This window comes from Bradyrhizobium sp. CIAT3101 (assembly GCF_029714945.1).
GTDB lineage: Bacteria > Pseudomonadota > Alphaproteobacteria > Rhizobiales > Xanthobacteraceae > Bradyrhizobium.
On sequence record NZ_CP121634.1, the window covers coordinates 1,835,317 to 1,852,468 of the forward strand.

Annotated in this window: 15 protein-coding genes; 8 read left to right on the forward strand and 7 right to left on the reverse strand. The window is 65.2% G+C overall.

All coding sequences use genetic code 11. The annotated features are described in order from the left end of the window. Positions 1-296: 296 nt before the first annotated feature. Positions 297-1,361, reverse strand: a complete 1,065-nt coding sequence (locus QA645_RS08505; protein WP_283049559.1) for a GTP-binding protein — start codon at positions 1,359-1,361, stop codon at positions 297-299. Positions 1,362-1,481: 120 nt separating this feature from the next. Between QA645_RS08505 and QA645_RS08510 the strand changes: the two genes are divergently transcribed. Continuing rightward, positions 1,482-2,579: a cyclase family protein gene (locus QA645_RS08510; protein ID WP_254133966.1), complete on the forward strand. Its 1,098-nt coding sequence runs from the start codon at positions 1,482-1,484 to the stop codon at positions 2,577-2,579. Positions 2,580-2,825: 246 nt separating this feature from the next. On the opposite strand, the gene QA645_RS08515 is transcribed toward QA645_RS08510, so the two are convergent. The 5 genes from QA645_RS08515 to QA645_RS08535 all read right to left on the reverse strand — a co-directional run bounded on the left by QA645_RS08515 (position 2,826) and on the right by QA645_RS08535 (position 10,917). Continuing rightward, a complete protein-coding gene (locus QA645_RS08515) occupies positions 2,826-4,169 on the reverse strand; it encodes a cytochrome c (RefSeq protein ID WP_283049562.1) in 1,344 nt (447 codons plus the stop codon). Next, a complete protein-coding gene (locus QA645_RS08520; RefSeq protein WP_283049564.1) occupies positions 4,166-6,331 on the reverse strand; it encodes a molybdopterin cofactor-binding domain-containing protein in 2,166 nt (721 codons plus the stop codon). Before QA645_RS08520 ends, QA645_RS08515 begins: the two co-directional genes overlap by 4 nt. Positions 6,332-6,339: 8 nt before the next feature. Then, entirely contained in the window at positions 6,340-6,804 is a 465-nt protein-coding gene (locus QA645_RS08525) for a (2Fe-2S)-binding protein (protein WP_254133963.1), read from the reverse strand. Between the two features lie 763 nt (positions 6,805-7,567). Further along, positions 7,568-8,992: a methyl-accepting chemotaxis protein gene (locus QA645_RS08530; protein WP_283049566.1), complete on the reverse strand. Its 1,425-nt coding sequence runs from the start codon at positions 8,990-8,992 to the stop codon at positions 7,568-7,570. A 188-nt stretch (positions 8,993-9,180) separates the two neighbouring features. Then, positions 9,181-10,917, reverse strand: a complete 1,737-nt coding sequence (locus QA645_RS08535; protein WP_283049568.1) for a methyl-accepting chemotaxis protein — start codon at positions 10,915-10,917, stop codon at positions 9,181-9,183. 208 nt (positions 10,918-11,125) lie between these two features. Between QA645_RS08535 and QA645_RS08540 the strand changes: the two genes are divergently transcribed. The 7 genes from QA645_RS08540 (at position 11,126) to QA645_RS08570 (ending at position 16,277) form a co-directional block, all read left to right on the forward strand. Next, positions 11,126-11,872, forward strand: coding sequence for a YebC/PmpR family DNA-binding transcriptional regulator (locus tag QA645_RS08540; RefSeq protein ID WP_254133960.1), 747 nt, complete (start codon positions 11,126-11,128; stop codon positions 11,870-11,872). Positions 11,873-11,948: 76 nt separating this feature from the next. Then, positions 11,949-12,476 (forward strand): crossover junction endodeoxyribonuclease RuvC, encoded by a 528-nt coding sequence (gene ruvC / locus QA645_RS08545; protein ID WP_283049570.1) that lies wholly within the window; start codon positions 11,949-11,951, stop codon positions 12,474-12,476. Continuing rightward, entirely contained in the window at positions 12,473-13,090 is a 618-nt protein-coding gene (gene ruvA / locus QA645_RS08550) for a Holliday junction branch migration protein RuvA (protein WP_283049572.1), read from the forward strand. The genes ruvC and ruvA overlap by 4 nt, the downstream gene beginning before the upstream one ends. Next, positions 13,087-14,145 carry a Holliday junction branch migration DNA helicase RuvB gene (gene ruvB, locus QA645_RS08555; protein ID WP_283049574.1) on the forward strand — a complete coding sequence of 353 codons (1,059 nt, stop codon included), beginning with the start codon at positions 13,087-13,089 and terminating at the stop codon, positions 14,143-14,145. The genes ruvA and ruvB overlap by 4 nt, the downstream gene beginning before the upstream one ends. 129 nt (positions 14,146-14,274) lie before the next feature. Then, positions 14,275-15,198 carry a metallophosphoesterase gene (locus QA645_RS08560; RefSeq protein WP_254133956.1) on the forward strand — a complete coding sequence of 308 codons (924 nt, stop codon included), beginning with the start codon at positions 14,275-14,277 and terminating at the stop codon, positions 15,196-15,198. A gap of 67 nt (positions 15,199-15,265) precedes the next feature. Next, the gene (ybgC, locus tag QA645_RS08565) at positions 15,266-15,715 is read left to right on the forward strand and encodes a tol-pal system-associated acyl-CoA thioesterase (RefSeq protein WP_254133955.1); all 450 of its coding nucleotides are present in this window, start codon (positions 15,266-15,268) and stop codon (positions 15,713-15,715) included. Between the two features lie 94 nt (positions 15,716-15,809). Continuing rightward, on the forward strand, positions 15,810-16,277 hold the full coding sequence (locus QA645_RS08570) for a nuclear transport factor 2 family protein (protein WP_283049577.1): 468 nt from the start codon (positions 15,810-15,812) through the stop codon (positions 16,275-16,277). A gap of 144 nt (positions 16,278-16,421) precedes the next feature. Here the strand turns inward: QA645_RS08570 and QA645_RS08575 are convergent, their stop codons facing one another. Then, entirely contained in the window at positions 16,422-17,141 is a 720-nt protein-coding gene (locus QA645_RS08575) for a type 1 glutamine amidotransferase (RefSeq protein ID WP_283049579.1), read from the reverse strand. Between the last annotated feature and the right edge of the window lie 11 nt (positions 17,142-17,152).

Genomic DNA, 17,152 nt, shown 5'->3' on the forward strand with positions numbered 1-17,152 from the left:
GGCCGCGCCACACACTCGCTGTCGTCCCCGCGAAGAAATCGTAGGGTGGGCAAAGGCGCACTTGCGCCGTGCCCACGATCTTTCTCGATCGCTAAAGGTGGTGGGCTGCCACCCTCCCCTGGAGGGGGAGGGTCGATCGCGCGCAGCGCGAGCGGGGTGGGGTGATCTCTCCCCACGGGCACTGTTGGATGTGGAGAGACCGTCACCCCACCCCGGCTCATGTCTCGCTTCGCTCAACATGAGCCGACCCTCCCCCTCCAGGGGAGGGTTAGGCAGCGTCCCGCATTTCGACGATGTCACGCCGCGGCGCGAACCGCTTGCCAGAGGTCCAGCACGTCCGCACGCGAAATCCCGCGCGTGATGAAGACGATGCGCGAGCGGCGATCGCTGTCGGGCCAGGCAGCCAGCGCCACCGGCGGATGAAACACATGGTGCACGCCGTGGATCACGATGGGCGCCGGCTCGCCCTGAAGATTGAGTATCCCCTTCACCCGCAAGAGGTCTGCACCGCGCGCGCTACGCAAATGCGCGAGCCAGTGCGTCACGGCCATCCAGTCGAGCGGCTCGTCGAACGCGAGCATGAAGCTGGTGATGGAGGCGTCGTGATCATGATGATCATGGTCATGCTGCGCGTGCTCATGATGCGAGTGACCGGCATGCGCGTGCGGCCCGGTAAAGGCGTGCTCATTGAGCCAGCGCGCGACGTCGATCTTTTTCTTCTCGGGATCGATCAGGCCGGCGCCGAACAGGTTCGCCGGATCGATCTCGCCGTGATCGACGGTTTCGATTCCGGCGGCGGGATTAAGCTGGCGTAGGCGCGACTGCAGCGCGCTGATGTCTTCGACAAGATCGCGCTTGGTGATCAGCAGCCGGTCCGCCAGCGCGACCTGCTTCACCGCCTCAAACTGACGGTCGAGCTGATGCGATGCGTTGACGGCGTCGATCGTGGTCACGATCGCGTCGAGCCGCAGGAAGTGCGAGACGAGCGGGTTGTTGAGCAGAAGCTGGACGATCGGCGCGGGATCGGCGAGCCCGGTGGTCTCGATCAGGATGCGGTGGAACGGCGGAATCTCGCCGCGGTCGCGCTTCACCAGAAGGTCGCGCAGCGTCTGCTCGAGGTCGCTGCGGATGGTGCAGCAGATGCAGCCGCTTGCGAGCACGGCGACTTCACCATCGACGCGCTCGACCAGCAGATGATCGAGGCTGACCTCGCCGTATTCGTTGATGATGACGGCGCTGTCCTTCATGTCGTCGTGGCGCAGCAGGCGATTGAGCAGCGTGGTCTTGCCGCTGCCGAGAAAGCCGGTGATCAGCGATACCGGTAGCCGCTGCGCCGATTTGTCGCTTTCGAACAGGCTCATGGGAAGCTCGCGCGCCGACTGTCATATTTTTGCCGCTGGACAACAGCGTAGCGGAGGAGGAGGCTGGCGGAAACAATTTTAGAGTCAGAGCTTATTCTGACCACAACCTGGGAGGGTGCAATGTCTAATGAGATCAATAACGTAGATCAAGACGACAGCGGCTCCACGACAGATCGCCGGACCCTGCTCCGCACCGCGGGCATCGCCGGCGTTGCCGGAGCCGCACTCGCCGGCTCGATGCACGGCAAGTTCTCGCTCGCCCCGATCAGCGAAGCCCAGGCGCAGACCGCAACCTCCATGCCCAAGGGCACCGACAAGCCGTGGTGGCCGTCGAAATGGGGCAAGGACGATGAGTGCGGCGCATCCAATCACATCACGCCCGAGAAAGTCCTCGACACCGCAAAATGGATCAAGGACGGCAAGATCTACAAGATCGGCCGTGTCTACGAAGGTGGCATGCCGCTGTTCGGTCCGCGCGCGTTCACGCTGCGCATTCCCGGCAGCCCGACCGGCGGCCCGTTCGGCGACAACAAGATGGTCTATCACGACGAATTCCTGACCACCGAGATCGGCCAGACCGGCACGCAGTTCGACGGTCTCGGCCATATCGGCATCCAGCTGGGCAAGGACGGCGACAAGAGCGAGATGAAATTCTACAACGGCTTCACTGCCCAGGAGATCAGCGACGCCTACGGTCTGAAGAAGCTCGGCGTCGAGAAGCTCAAGCCGCTGTTCACCCGAGGCCATCTCGTCGACATGGTCGCGCTCAAGGGCGGCATGATGGACGCCGGGCAGGAGATATCAGCGGCCGACATCAAGGCAGCCTTGGCCAAGCAGAACATGAATGAAGCCGACATCAAGCCAGGCGACGCGATCTTCTTCCACACCGGCTGGGGCTCGCTGTGGATGAAGAACAACGATCGCTTCAACAGCGGCGAGCCCGGCATCGGCCTCGACGCCGCAAAATGGGTGGTCGAGAAGGATCTCTCGCTGACCGGCGCCGACACCTGGGCGGTCGAGGTGGTGCCCAATCCCGACAAGTCGCTCGCCTTCGTGGTCCACGCCGAGCTCCAGACCAAGCACGGCATCCACAACCACGAGAACCTCTTCTTCGACGATCTGATCGCCGACAAGAAGTACCAGTTCGTCTACTGCTTCGCGCCCGCCCCGATCAAGGGCGCCACCGGCAGCAACGGCTGCCCGATTGCGATTACGTGAGGGCAAAGATCGGCGCGGGCGTGTGAAGCGTCCGCGCCGATGCTGTGGTTTAGCCAACGCCATACAATCGGTGTCGTCCCGGCGAAAGCCGGGACCCATAACCCCAGGGAGTAGTTGCAGCGCGAAGCTGGTCACTCCAAGTCTTCGCAAAACTTTTGCTGCGGCGTATGGGTCCCGGATCTGCGCTTCGCTTGTCCGGGACGACGGTGGAGATTGGCGCGCGATCGCGCGTCAATCTTGCCATCACTACTCCGCCGTCTGCTCCCGCAACTCGGCCACGTCCTTCGCCGTCAGCTTCGAGCCCTTGGTACCGAACCGCGCCGTGACGTAGTTCGCCACCGCGGCGATCTCGTCATCCGTATACGCATTGCCGAACGCCGGCATCGACAGCGCGCCGTCGGGCGTGTGCCGCTTGGTGCCTGAGATCACGATCTGCGCGACGTTGGTGGCGGCGGGGTCATTGACGGCCCAGGTGCCGGTGAGCGTCGCCATCGGCGACACCGGGCTCTCGCCGCTCCAGCCATGGCAGCTGGCGCAGGCGCTGGCGAACACCTTCTTGCCGCGTGCGTCGGCCGTCACGCCGTCCTTGTGCGAGGCGGGCGCGACCGGCGCCGTGGTGGCCGGCAGGTCGGGCGAGGGCACCGGCGGCACGCTGCGCAAATAAGCAACGATGGAGCGGATGTCCTCCGGCGCGAACTGGCTAAAGCTGTGGTCGACAGCTTCGCCCATCGGACCCGAGGCCGAGCCGTGACCCGGCGCATGGCCGAGCGACAGATAGGCGATCAGATCCGCATCGCTCCAGTTGCCGAGGCCGGTGGCCTTGTCGGAGGAGATGTTGAAGGCGTGCCAGCCGGCGGTGATGGCGCCGGCGAACTTCTTGCGGTTGTCGAGCGCAAAGCCGAGATTGCGCGGCGTATGGCACTCGCCGCAATGCGCCAGCGCTTCCGCGAGATACGCACCTCTGTTCCACTCTGGGCTCTTCGACGTGTCGGGCGCAAAGCGCGTGTCCGGATTGAACACGGCCGACCAGAAAATCATCGCCCAGCGCTGGTTGAACGGGAACGACAGTGTGTTGTCCGGCGCCTTGGCGCGCACGGCCGGCAGGCTGAACAGATAGGCCTTCACCGCCAGCACGTCGTCATCGCTCATATAGGTGTAGGACGTGTACGGCATGGCCGGATAGAGCCGGGCGCCGTCATGCCGCTTGCCGCGCTGGACCGCGTTGAGAAAATCCTGGTCGCTGTAATTGCCGATGCCGGTGTCCTTGTCGGGCGTGATGTTGGTCGAATAGAGCGTGCCGAACGGCAGCTTGAAAGCGAGCCCGCCGGAATAATCCTTCTCGCCGGGCTTGGTGTGGCAGACCATGCAGTCGGCCGCCTTCGCCAGATATTCGCCGCGCTCGACCAGGCTTGCTTTCTCCAGCTTGGCCGGCACGCCCGTGGGCTTGCCGGCGCGGTAATCGGCCAGCGCAACCCTGGTGCCGCCGGCGAAATCGAGCGGACCGGGTCCGCGGATGATGAAGACGCCTGATACCACCGCGACGATGGCGATCACGACGAGGCTTGCAAGGATACGCATTGTCCGGCTCATGCCTTCCTCCCGGCAGCCAGGAGTTTACGGTCGATCGGCAGGCGCCGCAGCGCCACGCCGGTTGCGGCGTAAATCGCGTTGCGTAACGCCGGCGGTCCGGCATTGACGCCGGCCTCGCCGATGCCGCCGGGCGCCTCGCCGCTCTTGACGACGATGACCTCGATCTTCGGGGTCTCGTTGATGCGCATCATGCGGTAGTCGTGGAAGTTCGACTGCTGCACGCGGCCCTTCTCGATGGTGATCTCGCCATAGAGCGCGGCGGTGAGGCCGAAGATCAGTCCGCCCTCGATCTGCGCCTTCACCGTATCGGGATTCACGGCGATGCCGGTGTCGACCACCGAGGTGACGCGGCGAAGCACGATCTCGCCGATGTCGTCGATCTCCGCTTCCACCACGGTCGCGATGAAGCTCGCGAAGGACGGCTGCACGCAGACGCCGCGGCCGACGCGCGCCGGCAGCGGTTGTCCCCAGCCGGACTTTTCAGCAACCTGGTTGAGCACCGCGAGCATGCGCGGGTTCTTGGTCAGCATCGACTTCCGGAATTCGATCGGATCCTTGCCGGCCTTGCGGGCGAGCTCGTCCATGGCGCATTCGACCGCGAACACGTTGTTGTTCGGGCCGACGCCGCGCCAGAAGCCGGTCGGCACCGCCGGCGGCTCGGCATGGACATATTCGACGTGGAAATTGGCGAAGTCGTAGGGCGCGTCGACCGCCGCATCGATCGCGTCGATGTCGATGCCCTTCTGGAACGCCGGCGGCAGCCAACGCGCCAGCACGGCCGAGCCGGCGACCTTGTACTTCCAGCCTGCCACCTTGCCGTCGACCAGCGACGCCGTGACCTGGTCGCGATAAACCGGACGGTAGACGTCGTGCTGGATGTCCTCCTCGCGGGTCCAGATCACCTTGACGGGATAGTCGACCTGTTTTGCGATCTTCACCGCGGCAATGACCATGTCCGGCTCGAGCTTGCGGCCAAAACCGCCGCCGAGCAGGTGCTGGTTGACGATCACCTTGTCGATGGGGAGGCCGGCGGCCTTTGCGGCCTCCGACTGCACGCGCGTCATGATCTGCGTGCCGGTCCAGATCTCGCAGGAGTCTTTCGTGACCCGCACGGTGGCGTTGATCGGCTCCATCGAGGCATGCGCGAGGAACGGCAATTCGAAGGTCGCCTCGAACTTGTCGCCGGTCGCGAGCGCCTTGGCGATATCGCCGGTGGATTTCGCGATCGCACCGTCCTTCTCGCTGGCCTTGCGCAAATCGTCCCAGACGTCCTTGGTGGAAATCTTGGCGTTCGCTCCCTCGTTCCACTCGATCTTGAGCGCCGCGAGGCCTTGTTTCGCCGCCCACATGTGATCGCCGATCACGGCGACGGCGTCGTCGAGCACGACGACCTTGCGCACGCCGGCGATCTTCGTCGCCGCGCTGTCGTCGACCTTGCCGACCTTGCCGCCGAACACCGGGCAATTGGCGATCGCGGCGATCTTCATGTCAGGCAGGATCGCATCGATCCCGTAGAGCGCCTTGCCGTTGACCTTGTCGGGCGTGTCGAGCCGCTTCAGCGGCTGGCCGATCAGGACGAAATCCTTGGGGTCCTTGACCGCGACGTCCTTCGGCGGCGTCTGGCCCTGCGCGGCCAGCGCCAGCTCGCCATAGCCGAGCTTGCGGCCGCTCGCGGCATGCGCGACCTCGCCTTTCGATGCCGTGCAGCTTGCGGGCTCGACGCCCCACTGGGCGGCCGCTGCCTGCACCAGCATCGCGCGCGCGGTGGCGCCGGCCTTGCGCAGCGGCATCCACCAGGCACGGATCGAGTTGGAGTTGCCGGTGACCTGGAGGCCGAAGGTCGGGTTGGCGTAGAGCTTGTCGTTGGGCGGCGCGTGCTGCACCTCGATCTTGCTCCAGTCGGCATCGAGCTCCTCGGCGAGCACGGCGGAGATCGAGGTGTAGGTGCCCTGGCCCATCTCGACCTGCGGCATCATCAGCACGGTGCGGCCGGTCTCGTCGATCCGGATGAAAGCGTTGGGCGCAAACTTGCCGTCGGTCGCATCCTTCTGCACCGGCTCGTTCGCGGCGGCGCGCAGCGGCAGATGGAAGGCGAGCACGAAGCCGGTGGCGAGGCCGCCGGTCAGAAGCGCGCGGCGGGAGACGCTGTGATGTGCATTCATGGCGGACCTCACGATTGACGGCCGGAGGCGGCCAGCTTGATGGCCTCGCGGATGCGCACATAGGTGCCGCAGCGGCAGATGTTGCCGGCCATCGCCGCGTCGATGTCGGCATCGTCAGGGTTGGGCGTTGCCGCCAGCAGCGCCGCGGCCGACATGATCTGGCCGGACTGGCAGTAGCCGCACTGGATCACTTCGGCCTCTAACCAGGCTTTCTGCACCTTCGCGCCTGACGGCGTGCTGCCGACATGCTCGATGGTGGTGATGGCGCGGTTCGCGACCGCGCTGATCGGCAGCACGCAGGAGCGCACCGCCTTGCCGTCGACATGCACCGTGCAGGCGCCGCATTGCGCGATGCCGCAGCCGAACTTGGTGCCGGTCATGCCGAGGATGTCGCGCAGCACCCACAGCAGCGGCATTTCGGGCGGCGCGTCGAAGGATTTCGTTTCGCCATTGATGGTGAGAGTCGTTGCCATATGCATCCCCTTCTTCGCCGGATCGCTTACGGCGATCTAGGTGGCGAACTCGCGCGCGACAATAATCATACCGATGTGAAACGATGAAGCGTCGAAATTTCCGGCAATGCATATTTGCTTTGCCGGAGCATCAGGCCATGACGTTCACGAATTTGTGCAGGAATAGCTGCAACGGTTTTGGGCTAATTGATATGATGTGCGTCATTTTCTGACGCTTTTGCATCATCTGCGTCTTTGGCCGTCGCACATCACCGTGCGAATTCGCAAAACGGTGCGAACGCGAACTCGTGCGATTGCGAAAGGCGGGGATGGCGAGCGCATTGCTCGTCTGATGGGATCGACCGTAGCGACGTGAGGGCCGACCTGCCGACGATGACACCATGCTCCTGTTTTGCCCGACGGAGCAATGGCGACATTCAACGCCGAACGTACTGCGATCAAGCTGGATCGAGCTGGCTAGCGCCGCAGTAATGCTCTCTCCGTTCCCTCCCCCCTTGCGGGGGAGGGGCAGGGAGGGGGGCCACACGGGGACTCTTTCCGTCGTCGTGCATCTGCCCTCGGTGCCGCATCAACAGCCGACACCTTTTCCTGGGCTACCCCCTCCCTAGCCCTCCCCCGCAAGGGGGGAGGGAACGCACCTGCGTTGGGGCGCTAGACAGGTCTTGGTCTACAGAAGCGATAAGCTATTGATTTCGCGCACCGCGGCTACTGTGCATGGGGTTGTTTTCGACGTTTTGATCCGGATCGATCGTCGTGTGGGGCTTCAGCCCTGCCGGAAACCCATCCGGAATGCGCCCCAGTGCTTGCCGCGGACCGTAATCGGCGACGACAAATCCTTCATCAGGACGAATTGCCCGCCGCCCATGTCGCGGCGGTAGGTCTGCAGGAGGAACGGCTTTGTGTTGGCCGCGACCTTTTTCACCGCGCGGTCGGTGAACAGGCGGCGGTTGCGGCAATTGGCGTTGTTCCAGACGGGGTCCTTGCCCTGCGGCAGGCGGTAGTTGGGATTGTGGGTCGGCAAATAGCCGCCCTTGGCCCAGGCGACGCAGAAAACGATGCGGGGGTCGGACTTCTGGATCGGGTCCTGGATCGCGGGCAGCACGCGGTCGGTGAAGTCGACATAGGCGGTGTTGTACTGCTTGGGATCGGTGCCGGCGATTTCCCGGTAGTTCTCGTCCATGAGCTGGTCGAGCGTGATCTCGCCGCGATCGACCGCGGCCTCGAACTCGGCCGAGATCCGCTTGGCGGTATCGACGACAACGCGGATCAGCGGCGCATCCGACGTCTCCACGCCGCTGTCGGCGATCAGAGCGATCAGCCCCTCGGAGGTGTCGAGCAGTTTCGTGACACGCTGGTCGGCGCTCCTGAGATCGCGCGAGGAAAGGTCGACGCCCTTGGCGAGCTCGTTGAGCTCGTTGATAACGGTGTCGCAATGGCCGAGATTGGAGGTCGCCGCACGCGTGACGCTGTCGATCTCGGCTTCCACCGAGGCAAAGCCCTGCTGGACGCGCGAGATGATGCCGGAAATCTGCTGGGCACCTTCGCCGGCGGTCTTCGCGCGCTGGGATGCGTCGCTGCTCTCGCCGATCAGGCCTTCGATCTGGCCGTCGAGATCGCGCACGGTGTCGGAGATCTGGTGGGTGGCCTGCCGGGTTGCCTCGGCGAGGTTCTTGACCTCGCTTGCGACCACGGCAAAGCCGCGTCCGGCAGTGCCGGCCCGCGCGGCCTCGATCGTTGCGTTCAGCGCCAGCAGATTGGTCTGCTTGGCAATCGCCTCGATCGAGCCGGAGACTTTTGCGACCTGCGCCAGCGCCGAGCCGACGGCGGAGAGGCGTACCTCGATCCGCTCCACCGCCGCGACGAGCTCGGAAATATGGCTGACCGCGGTGTCGACCGCGCCGCGCGACTGCGCGATCTCGCCGACCGCCGCCGACGTGGTCGACTGCACCGCCTGCGAGGCGTTGGCGATGTCGTGGTTGGCAGAGACCATGGTCTCCGCCGTCTTCTGCAGGTGATGGAACCGCTCCGACTGGTTGGCGACGCGGTTGGCGACCTCCTGCACATTGCCGGCGATGTCGGCGAGCTCGACGCCGAGCCCGCCGATCCGGTCGGCGAGCTGGTCGATCAGCCGCTCGGCGAGCGTCCGGTTGGATGCGGTGTCCATGACTGCAAGCTGGGCGAGGGACATTTACGGCCTTCCTCAAGTCAGAGCCGTTCGCCGGCCCTCCGCGGCATTCCCATTCCAACTTCACCTAAAGACGTGATTCGCGGGCCGCGTCTTGCCCGAGAGCGCACTAAGGCACAATTCGGGCCTTAGTTTTTGAGTTTGGGCATGGTCTTGTCGAAAAACCGCTGCACACTTTTTCGGACCATGCCCTACAGCTTGTAAGCCGTGCGAAATCCGCCCCAGTGCCGGCCCTGCACGCGGATCGGGACGTCGATCTCGCGCATCATCACGGTGTTGCCGTTGCCCATGTCGCGCGCATAGCTCTGGATCAGGTACGACCGCAAATTGTGCGCCGCGGCCAGCCCCGCCGGATCGTTGAAGATGCGGCGGTTGCGGCTGTTGGCCATGTTCCAGGCGGCGTCGCCCGGCCGCTGCGGATGCGAGTAGATCTTGTTGTGCACCGGCAGGAAGCCGTTGCGGTCGACCATGGCGCAGAACGCCATGCGCGGTTCCTTGGCGAGAAAGGCTTCCTGGAACGGCGGCAGCGCGCGGTCGGCCCAGTCCAGATATCTTGTGCGGTATTGCTGCGGATTGGTGCCTGATATCTCGGCGTAGTCGGTGTCGAAGAGGTCATCCATCCTGACCTCGCCGCGCGCGACGGCCTGCTCGAAAATCCGGGTCAGCGCGGTGCCGGCCTCCATCGCGCGGGTGACGAACTCGGTGTTCTCCTCGTGGATCGACCAGAGCTTGTCTTCGATCTTCTCGCGCTGCGCGGCGTTCGGGCTGACGAATTGCGTGCGGGCGCCGGCCTTGGACTGCTCGATCACGCGCAGGCGGCAGGCGCCGACGTCTTCGAGGCTGCCGTCGATGATCGCCTGCGGCGCCAGCCGGCCTGCTTCGCTACCACCGATCAAGACGCCGTCCATCGCGATCTCGTAGACCGGCAGCACGCCGCGCGGAGTTTCGAATGTGAGGTGGCAGGGCAGCCGTTCGGTCTTGCGGCGGTCGTCATGCTCGCTCTGGCGGAGCAGCACGGCGCAGCGCGATTTCAGCTTCCGGGCAAAGGTCGTCACGGCCTTGCCGGCGCTGGCGACGTTCTCGCCATGGGTCTCGGCGGCCTTGGTCGCGGCGTCGATCTCGGCCGCGCTTTCGCCGACCGCGATGATGAACTGCGATGCACTGGTCGCGTTGCCGGAGACCTCGCCGGTGGTGGCGGTCTGCTCGGCGACCGCGCCGTTGACGGTGTCGAACACCGGGCGGATCGCCTCGATCGCCTGCGAGATGCGGTGCACCGCGTCCGCCGAGCCGGCGGCGTCGCGCTGCAGTGCGTCGATCTTCCTGGAGATCTCCTCGGTGGCACCCTGGGTCTGTACCGCGAGCGCCTTGACCTCGGTGGCGACGACGGCAAAGCCCTTGCCGGCCGCACCGGCGCGCGCGGCCTCGATGGTGGAGTTGAGCGCGAGCAGCGTGGTCTGCCGCGCGATCTGGGCGATCAGATTGACGACATTGCCGATCGCCGCGGAGGATTCGCGCAGGCGGTCGACATTGGCGCGGGCCTCTTGCGCTGCGGCGCTGGCCTCATCGGCGAGCTTGCCGGCCTCGCGGACCTGCGCGCCGATGCCTTGCGCGGATTGGGTGAACTTGTCGGCGGCATGGGCAAAGCCCGAGGCGTTCGACTGCGCGGCGTTGGTCCGCCCGGTCAGCGCATCGGTACGCTGGCGGATATCGGCAAGCGTCACCGCGGTCGCCTCGGCGCCGCCCGCGACCGAATTGGCCGCGCGCTCGAGCTGGCGGATCATGGCGCCGAGCTCGAGTTCCAGCAGTTCCAGGATTTCCCGGGCCGAATCGACCTCGGTGGCCGGCGCGGCCGCCGGCTGCGCAGCCTGCAGGGCTGGGGCCGGTGCGGCCGTATCCGGCAGGCGCTTCCGAAATAATGCGAACGCCATTGGGTCTACTCTTGTCGGGAGACGGGCGGAGGCTATTTTCGCAAGCCGGAATGAAATCAGGGTTAACGATGCCTGACTTCCGGGCACGGGCGACTACTGTATTACCTTAAAGTATGAGAGGCTCTTTCATTCCGGTGGGTTGGCGGCCTATAAGGCCGCGCTTCCCCAAGCTCACTTTTGGCGCACGATTCCCTAGAGAAGATCACGCATGGCCGGACATTCCCAATTCAAGAACATCATGCACCGCAAGGGCCGGCAGGATGCCCAGAAGTCGAAGCTGTTCGGCAAGCTGGCGCGGGAAATCACTGTCGCAGCCAAGCTCGGCACGCCCGACCCCAACATGAACCCGCGCCTGCGCGCGGCCATCATCGCGGCGCGCCAGGAGAACATGCCGAAGGACAATATCGAGCGCGCCGTGAAGAAGGCGCTCGGCAATGAGGGCGAGAACTATGACGAGATCCGCTACGAGGGTTATGGCCCCGGCGGCGTCGCCGTGATCGTCGAGGCCCTGACCGACAACCGTAACCGCGCCGCCTCCGACATCCGCTCCTTCTTCACCAAATCCGGCGGCAATCTCGGCGAAACCGGCTCGGTCTCCTTCATGTTCGACCGCACCGGCATCATCGAATACGACCGCAGCGTCGCCGATGACGATGCCGTGCTCGATGCCGCGATCGAGGCCGGCGCCGACGACGTGGTCTCGGGCGAAGGCGGACACGAGATCTACGCCTCGACCGAAGGCTACCGCGACGTCGCCAAGGCGCTCGAGGCCAAGTTCGGCGAGCCGCGCAAGGCCGCGCTGATCTGGAAGCCGCAGAACACGGTCGCCGTTGACGACGAGACCGGCGAGAAGCTCTTGAAGCTGATGGACCTGCTCAACGAGCACGACGACGTCCAGAACGTCTATGCCAATTTCGAGATTTCGGACGCGCTGATCGCCAAGATGGGCGGGTAGGGCTCAGGCCCCTTTCTCCGGGGACTTCTGTTCTGTTTCTGTTTCGCTATCATGGGCCAACCGCTATCACTGGCCCATGACCGCGCTCCCGATTCGCCAACCCGTTCGCATCATCGGCATCGACCCCGGCCTGCGCCGCACCGGCTGGGGCGTGATCGAGGCCGACGGCAACCGCTTGATCTATATCGCCTGCGGTTCGGTGGAACCGCCGGATCATTTGCCGCTGTCGAGCCGGCTGCTCGCGATCCATGAGGGGCTTACGGCGGTTCTCTCCGGTCACGATCCGATGGAAGCCGCGGTCGAGCAGACCTTTGTGAACAAGGACGGCGTCGCGACGCTGAAACTCGGCCAGGCCCGTGGCGTCGCCATGCTGGCGCCCGCAATGTTCGGCATCTCTGTCGCCGAATACGCCCCGAACCAGGTGAAGAAGACGGTGGTCGGCGCCGGCCACGCCGACAAGCAACAGATCGCGATGATGCTGAAGATCCTGCTGCCCAAGGCCGAGCCGCCGTCAGCGGACGCCGCCGACGCGCTCGCCATCGCCATCACCCACGCCCATCACCGCCAGAGCGCGGCGCTCAGGCTGAAGGTGGTGGGACTATGATCGGCAAGCTCAAGGGCCTGATCGATTCCTACGGTGAGGACTATGTCGTCCTCGACGTCGGTGGCGTCGGCTACCAGGTGCATTGCTCGGCGCGGACGCTGCAGCATCTGCCGTCGCCCGGCGAAGCAGCGGTGCTCTCGATCGAAACCTATGTCCGTGAGGATCAGATAAAACTGTTCGGCTTCCGCACCGACCAGGAGCGCGAATGGTTTCGACTGCTCCAGACCGTGCAGGGCGTTGGCGCCAAGGTCGCGCTCGCCGTGCTCGGCACGCTGGCGCCGGCCGATCTCGCCAATGCGATTGCTCTGCGCGACAAGGCCGCCGTGGCGCGCACCCCCGGCGTCGGGCCCAAGGTCGCCGAGCGCATCGTCACCGAGTTGAAGGACAAGACGCCGGCCTTCGCCAATGTCGATCCCGCCGTCGTGCATCTCGCCGGTGCCGTCGACGAGCAGCGCGCGCCGCGCCCGGTGGCGGATGCCATCTCCGCGCTGGTCAATCTCGGCTACGGCCAGCCGCAGGCCGCTGCGGCGATTGCCTCGGCCTCGCGCAGTGCCGGTGAAAACGCCGAGACGGCGCAGCTTATTCGCCTCGGCCTGAAGGAGCTCGCGAAGTGAGCGATCCCAAGGCCAACCGCATGGTTTCGCCCGAGCGCCGCAGCGATGACGTCGGCGACACCGCGCTGCGTCCGCAATCGCTGTCCGACTTCGTCGGCCAGCAGCAGGCGCGCAAGAATCTCTCGATCTTCATCGAGGCAGCGCGCAAGCGCGGCGAGGCGCTGGATCACGTGTTGTTCGTCGGTCCGCCCGGCCTCGGCAAGACCACGCTGGCGCAGATCGTGGCGAAAGAACTTGGCGTCGGCTTTCGCGCCACCTCAGGCCCCGTGATTGCCAAGGCCGGCGATCTCGCCGCGCTCCTGACCAATCTCGAAGAGCGCGACGTGCTCTTCATCGACGAGATCCATCGCCTCAGCCCGGCGGTCGAGGAGGTGCTCTATCCCGCGATGGAGGACTTTCAGCTCGACCTCATCATCGGCGAGGGGCCTGCGGCGCGTTCGGTCAAGATCGAGCTGTCGAAGTTCACGCTGGTCGGCGCCACCACGCGCGCGGGTCTGCTGACCAACCCCTTGCGCGATCGCTTCGGCATTCCGGTCCGCCTCAACTTCTATACGATCGAGGAGCTGGAGAGCATCGTCACCCGCGGCGCGCGCGTGCTCAATGTCGGCATGAGCGCCGATGGTGCCAACGAGATCGCGCGCCGTGCCCGCGGTACGCCGCGCATCGCCGGCCGCCTGTTGCGTCGTGTGCGCGATTTTGCCTCGGCCGCCAATGCCGACAAGATCGACCGCAAGATTGCCGACCATGCGCTCAGTGCGCTCGAGGTCGACGCGGCCGGCCTCGATGCGATGGACCGTCGCTATCTCACGACTATCGCGATGAACTATGGCGGTGGCCCGGTCGGCGTCGAGACGATGGCGGCGGCGCTGTCGGAGCCGCGCGATGCGATCGAGGACATCATCGAGCCGTATCTCATTCAGTGCGGCTACCTCCAGCGCACGCCGCGCGGCCGCCTCCTCACCTCCCACGCCTTCCGTCATCTCGGTATCGCCGAGCCATCGCGTGATGCGGCAGCCCAGTTCGGCCTGTTCGGCACGGACGAGAGCGACGATTGATCTCGCGCAGTCGCGCAGCGTCCCGGTGTCATGAACTTCCGGTAATCTCGTGCAGACGATCTGCACAAGCGCACCCCAATTCCGCTCAAATCCGACCGCATCAAGCAAGTGCATCAGAAGCGGACTTCCATGATCAATCGGCGTCATCTTATCCGTTCCATCGGCGGTCTCTCCGCCCTCGGCGTCTCGACCGCCGCTTATGGCGTCGGCGTCGAGCCGGTGTTGCGGCTGCGCGTGACGCGCTATCATCCAAAGCCGCGGCAATGGCCGACGGATTTTCCGCTGAAGATCGCCGTCATCGCCGACATCCATGCCTGCGATCCCTGGATGTCGCTGGACCGGATCGAGGCCATCGTCGAGCGGACCAACGCGCTGAACGCCGACCTCATCGTGCTGCTCGGCGACTATGTCGCCGGTCATCACCATGTCACGCGCATCATCCCGGCCAGCGAATGGGCGGGGGTGCTGAGCGGTCTCAAGGCGCCGCTCGGTATTCATGCGGTCATGGGCAACCACGACTATTGGGACGACAAGATCGTGCAGCGGGCCGGGCGCGGGCCGACGGTCGCCCACCGTGCGCTGGAAGCGGCTGGCATCCCCGTCTACGAGAACGACGTCGTGCGTCTCACCAAGGATGGGCGCCCGTTCTGGCTCGCCGGCCTCGGCGATCAACTCGCCTATGCGCCGTCGCAGCGCTACGGCCGCGCTCAGCGTTTCGGTGCTGACGATCTCACCGCGACGCTCGCAAAGGTCACGGACGACGCCCCAATCGTCCTGCTCGCGCATGAGCCCTATATCGCGACGCGCGTGCCCGCGCGTGTCGCGCTCCAGCTGTCCGGTCACACCCATGGTGGTCAGATCCGCCTGTTCGGCTGGTCGCCGGCGCTTCCGCAGCAGCGCGGCGTTCCACTCGTCTACGGCCATCTCCGGCTGAAGTGCGACGTCATCATCTCAGGCGGCCTCGGCTGCAGCATCATGCCGGTCCGCGTCGGTGTGCCGCCCGAGATCGTCGAGGTGACGCTGGGGCGGGCGCCGGTGGCAACTGTGTCCTAGCCGGCTTGCGCAGCCGGCCGTTTTTGCGCAAAACGGGCCGGTAGCGACAAGTGAAGAGGCTCGCGACGTGACAGCTCATCTCGACGGCGAGATCCGCGACGGCCGCCACCACATGCAGGTCCGCGTCTACTACGAGGACACGGATTTCTCGGGCATCGTCTATCATGCCAATTACCTGCGCTACATGGAGCGCGGGCGCACCAATCATCTGCGGCTGATGGGTGCCGAGCAGCAGGCGCTGTTCGATCAACCCGAGACCGAAGGCGCGGGCTTTGCCTTCGTCGTGCGCTCGATGCATCTGGATTTTCTCAAACCTGCACGGATGGACGACGTGCTCGATGTCGTGACCTGGCCCGTTGCCGTGAAGGGGGCTTCCATCATGCTGGCGCAGGAGGTGCGGCGCGGTACGGACGTGCTGGTCAAGGCTGAGGTGCGCGTCGCTTTCATCAGCGGCGGCCGGGCGCAACCGATCCCGAAATCGATCCGCGCTCTGATGAAGGCCGATTTGATTTCCTGATCGCCCGATAAGTGATCGGCCGACAGGTCACGGCCTATCGACTCCGTCAAATGCAGCGATAGATTGCGCCTCCAAACCAACCGATGAGGCCATCATGTCGCGCCCGCCGCTTCCGCCCTTCACCCGTGAGACCGCCGCGCAAAAGGCGCGCATGGCCGAGGACGCCTGGAATTCGCGCGATCCGGTGAAAGTCTCGCTAGCCTATACCGAGGACAGCCGCTGGCGCAATCGCTCGGAAGTGTTTCAGGGCCGCGAGGCCATCGTGGCGTTCCTGACCCGCAAATGGGAGAAGGAGCAGGAGTATCGCCTGATCAAGGATCTCTGGGCCTTCGACGAGAACCGCATCGCGGTGCGCTTCCAGTATGAATGGCACGACGCGAGCGGCCAGTGGTATCGCTCCTACGGCAACGAGCAGTGGGAGTTCGACGAGCACGGCCTGATGCGGCGGCGCGAGGCCTCGATCAACGACATCACGATTGCGGAGAAGGATCGCCGGTTCCACTGGGCCGCGCCCGGGCCGCGGCCGGCGGATGTGCCGGGGCTGGGAACGGATCCGTTCTGAACTCTCATCCCTCATGGTGAGGAGCCGCCACCGGGTCCGCGCAACGCGCGGCCCGATGACAGGCCCCGCGGCGTCTCGAACCATGCAGGCCCCGCCGCTGCAGCGGGGGCCTCGATCCTTCGAGACGCGGCCTTCGGCCGCTCCTCAGGATGAGGGGGCAGATTTGCGCGCGAGGAACCGCGTAATCGCCCCACCGAGCTTCGCGTTGTCCATCGGCTGCGCCAGCGAATCCCTTGCCGTTGCCAGGACATCATCCGGCGCTTTGCCGTCGCGCAATTCGCAGCACACTTGCGCGAACTCCACGTCGAACTCCGGATGCGGCTGTACGGTCAGCGTTGCGCCATTGGCGTAGAGCAGGCCGGCATGCGGGGTAAATTCCGACGAGAGGATCGTGAGCGCGTCGTTTGGCGCCTCGATCACCTGGTCCTGATGCGAGCAGGCGATGGCGACGGCCTCGCCCTCGACGACGCCGTTCTCCGGCAGCACCTGATAGACGTGCCGGCCGATGCCCCAGCCCTTCTCGGATTTGCGCACGGTGCCGCCGAGCGCCTGTGCGATCAGCTGATGGCCGAAGCAGATGCCCACCATCGGCGTCTTGTTGGCGTAAGCGCTGCGCACGAAATCTTCCAGCGGTGTGATCCAGTCGAGCCCGTCATAGACGCCGGCGGCAGCACCGGTGATCAGCACGGCCTCGAGCTTGCCCGGATCGGGCAGCGCATCGCCATTCGGGATGCTGACGACGTCAACCGTAGCCGTCGGATCCTCGGCGTGGACCATGCGCTCGAACATGTCCGGAAACGAGCCGTGCTGTTCGCGATATTTTGGCGGAACCTGTCCGGTCTCGATGATGGTGATGCGTGCCATGTGCCCCTCAG

Bases quoted from the DNA above. Each gene is read 5' to 3' on its own strand.
- QA645_RS08505 (WP_283049559.1), bottom strand. From the start codon at position 1,361: ATGAGCCTGTTCGAAAGCGACAAATCGGCGCAGCGGCTACCGGTATCG.
- QA645_RS08510 (WP_254133966.1), top strand. From the start codon at position 1,482: ATGTCTAATGAGATCAATAACGTAGATCAAGACGACAGCGGCTCCACG.
- QA645_RS08515 (WP_283049562.1), bottom strand. From the start codon at position 4,169: ATGAGCCGGACAATGCGTATCCTTGCAAGCCTCGTCGTGATCGCCATC.
- QA645_RS08520 (WP_283049564.1), bottom strand. From the start codon at position 6,331: ATGAATGCACATCACAGCGTCTCCCGCCGCGCGCTTCTGACCGGCGGC.
- QA645_RS08525 (WP_254133963.1), bottom strand. From the start codon at position 6,804: ATGGCAACGACTCTCACCATCAATGGCGAAACGAAATCCTTCGACGCG.
- QA645_RS08530 (WP_283049566.1), bottom strand. From the start codon at position 8,992: ATGTCCCTCGCCCAGCTTGCAGTCATGGACACCGCATCCAACCGGACG.
- QA645_RS08535 (WP_283049568.1), bottom strand. From the start codon at position 10,917: ATGGCGTTCGCATTATTTCGGAAGCGCCTGCCGGATACGGCCGCACCG.
- QA645_RS08540 (WP_254133960.1), top strand. From the start codon at position 11,126: ATGGCCGGACATTCCCAATTCAAGAACATCATGCACCGCAAGGGCCGG.
- ruvC (WP_283049570.1), top strand. From the start codon at position 11,949: ATGACCGCGCTCCCGATTCGCCAACCCGTTCGCATCATCGGCATCGAC.
- ruvA (WP_283049572.1), top strand. From the start codon at position 12,473: ATGATCGGCAAGCTCAAGGGCCTGATCGATTCCTACGGTGAGGACTAT.
- QA645_RS08560 (WP_254133956.1), top strand. From the start codon at position 14,275: ATGATCAATCGGCGTCATCTTATCCGTTCCATCGGCGGTCTCTCCGCC.
- QA645_RS08570 (WP_283049577.1), top strand. From the start codon at position 15,810: ATGTCGCGCCCGCCGCTTCCGCCCTTCACCCGTGAGACCGCCGCGCAA.
- QA645_RS08575 (WP_283049579.1), bottom strand. From the start codon at position 17,141: ATGGCACGCATCACCATCATCGAGACCGGACAGGTTCCGCCAAAATAT.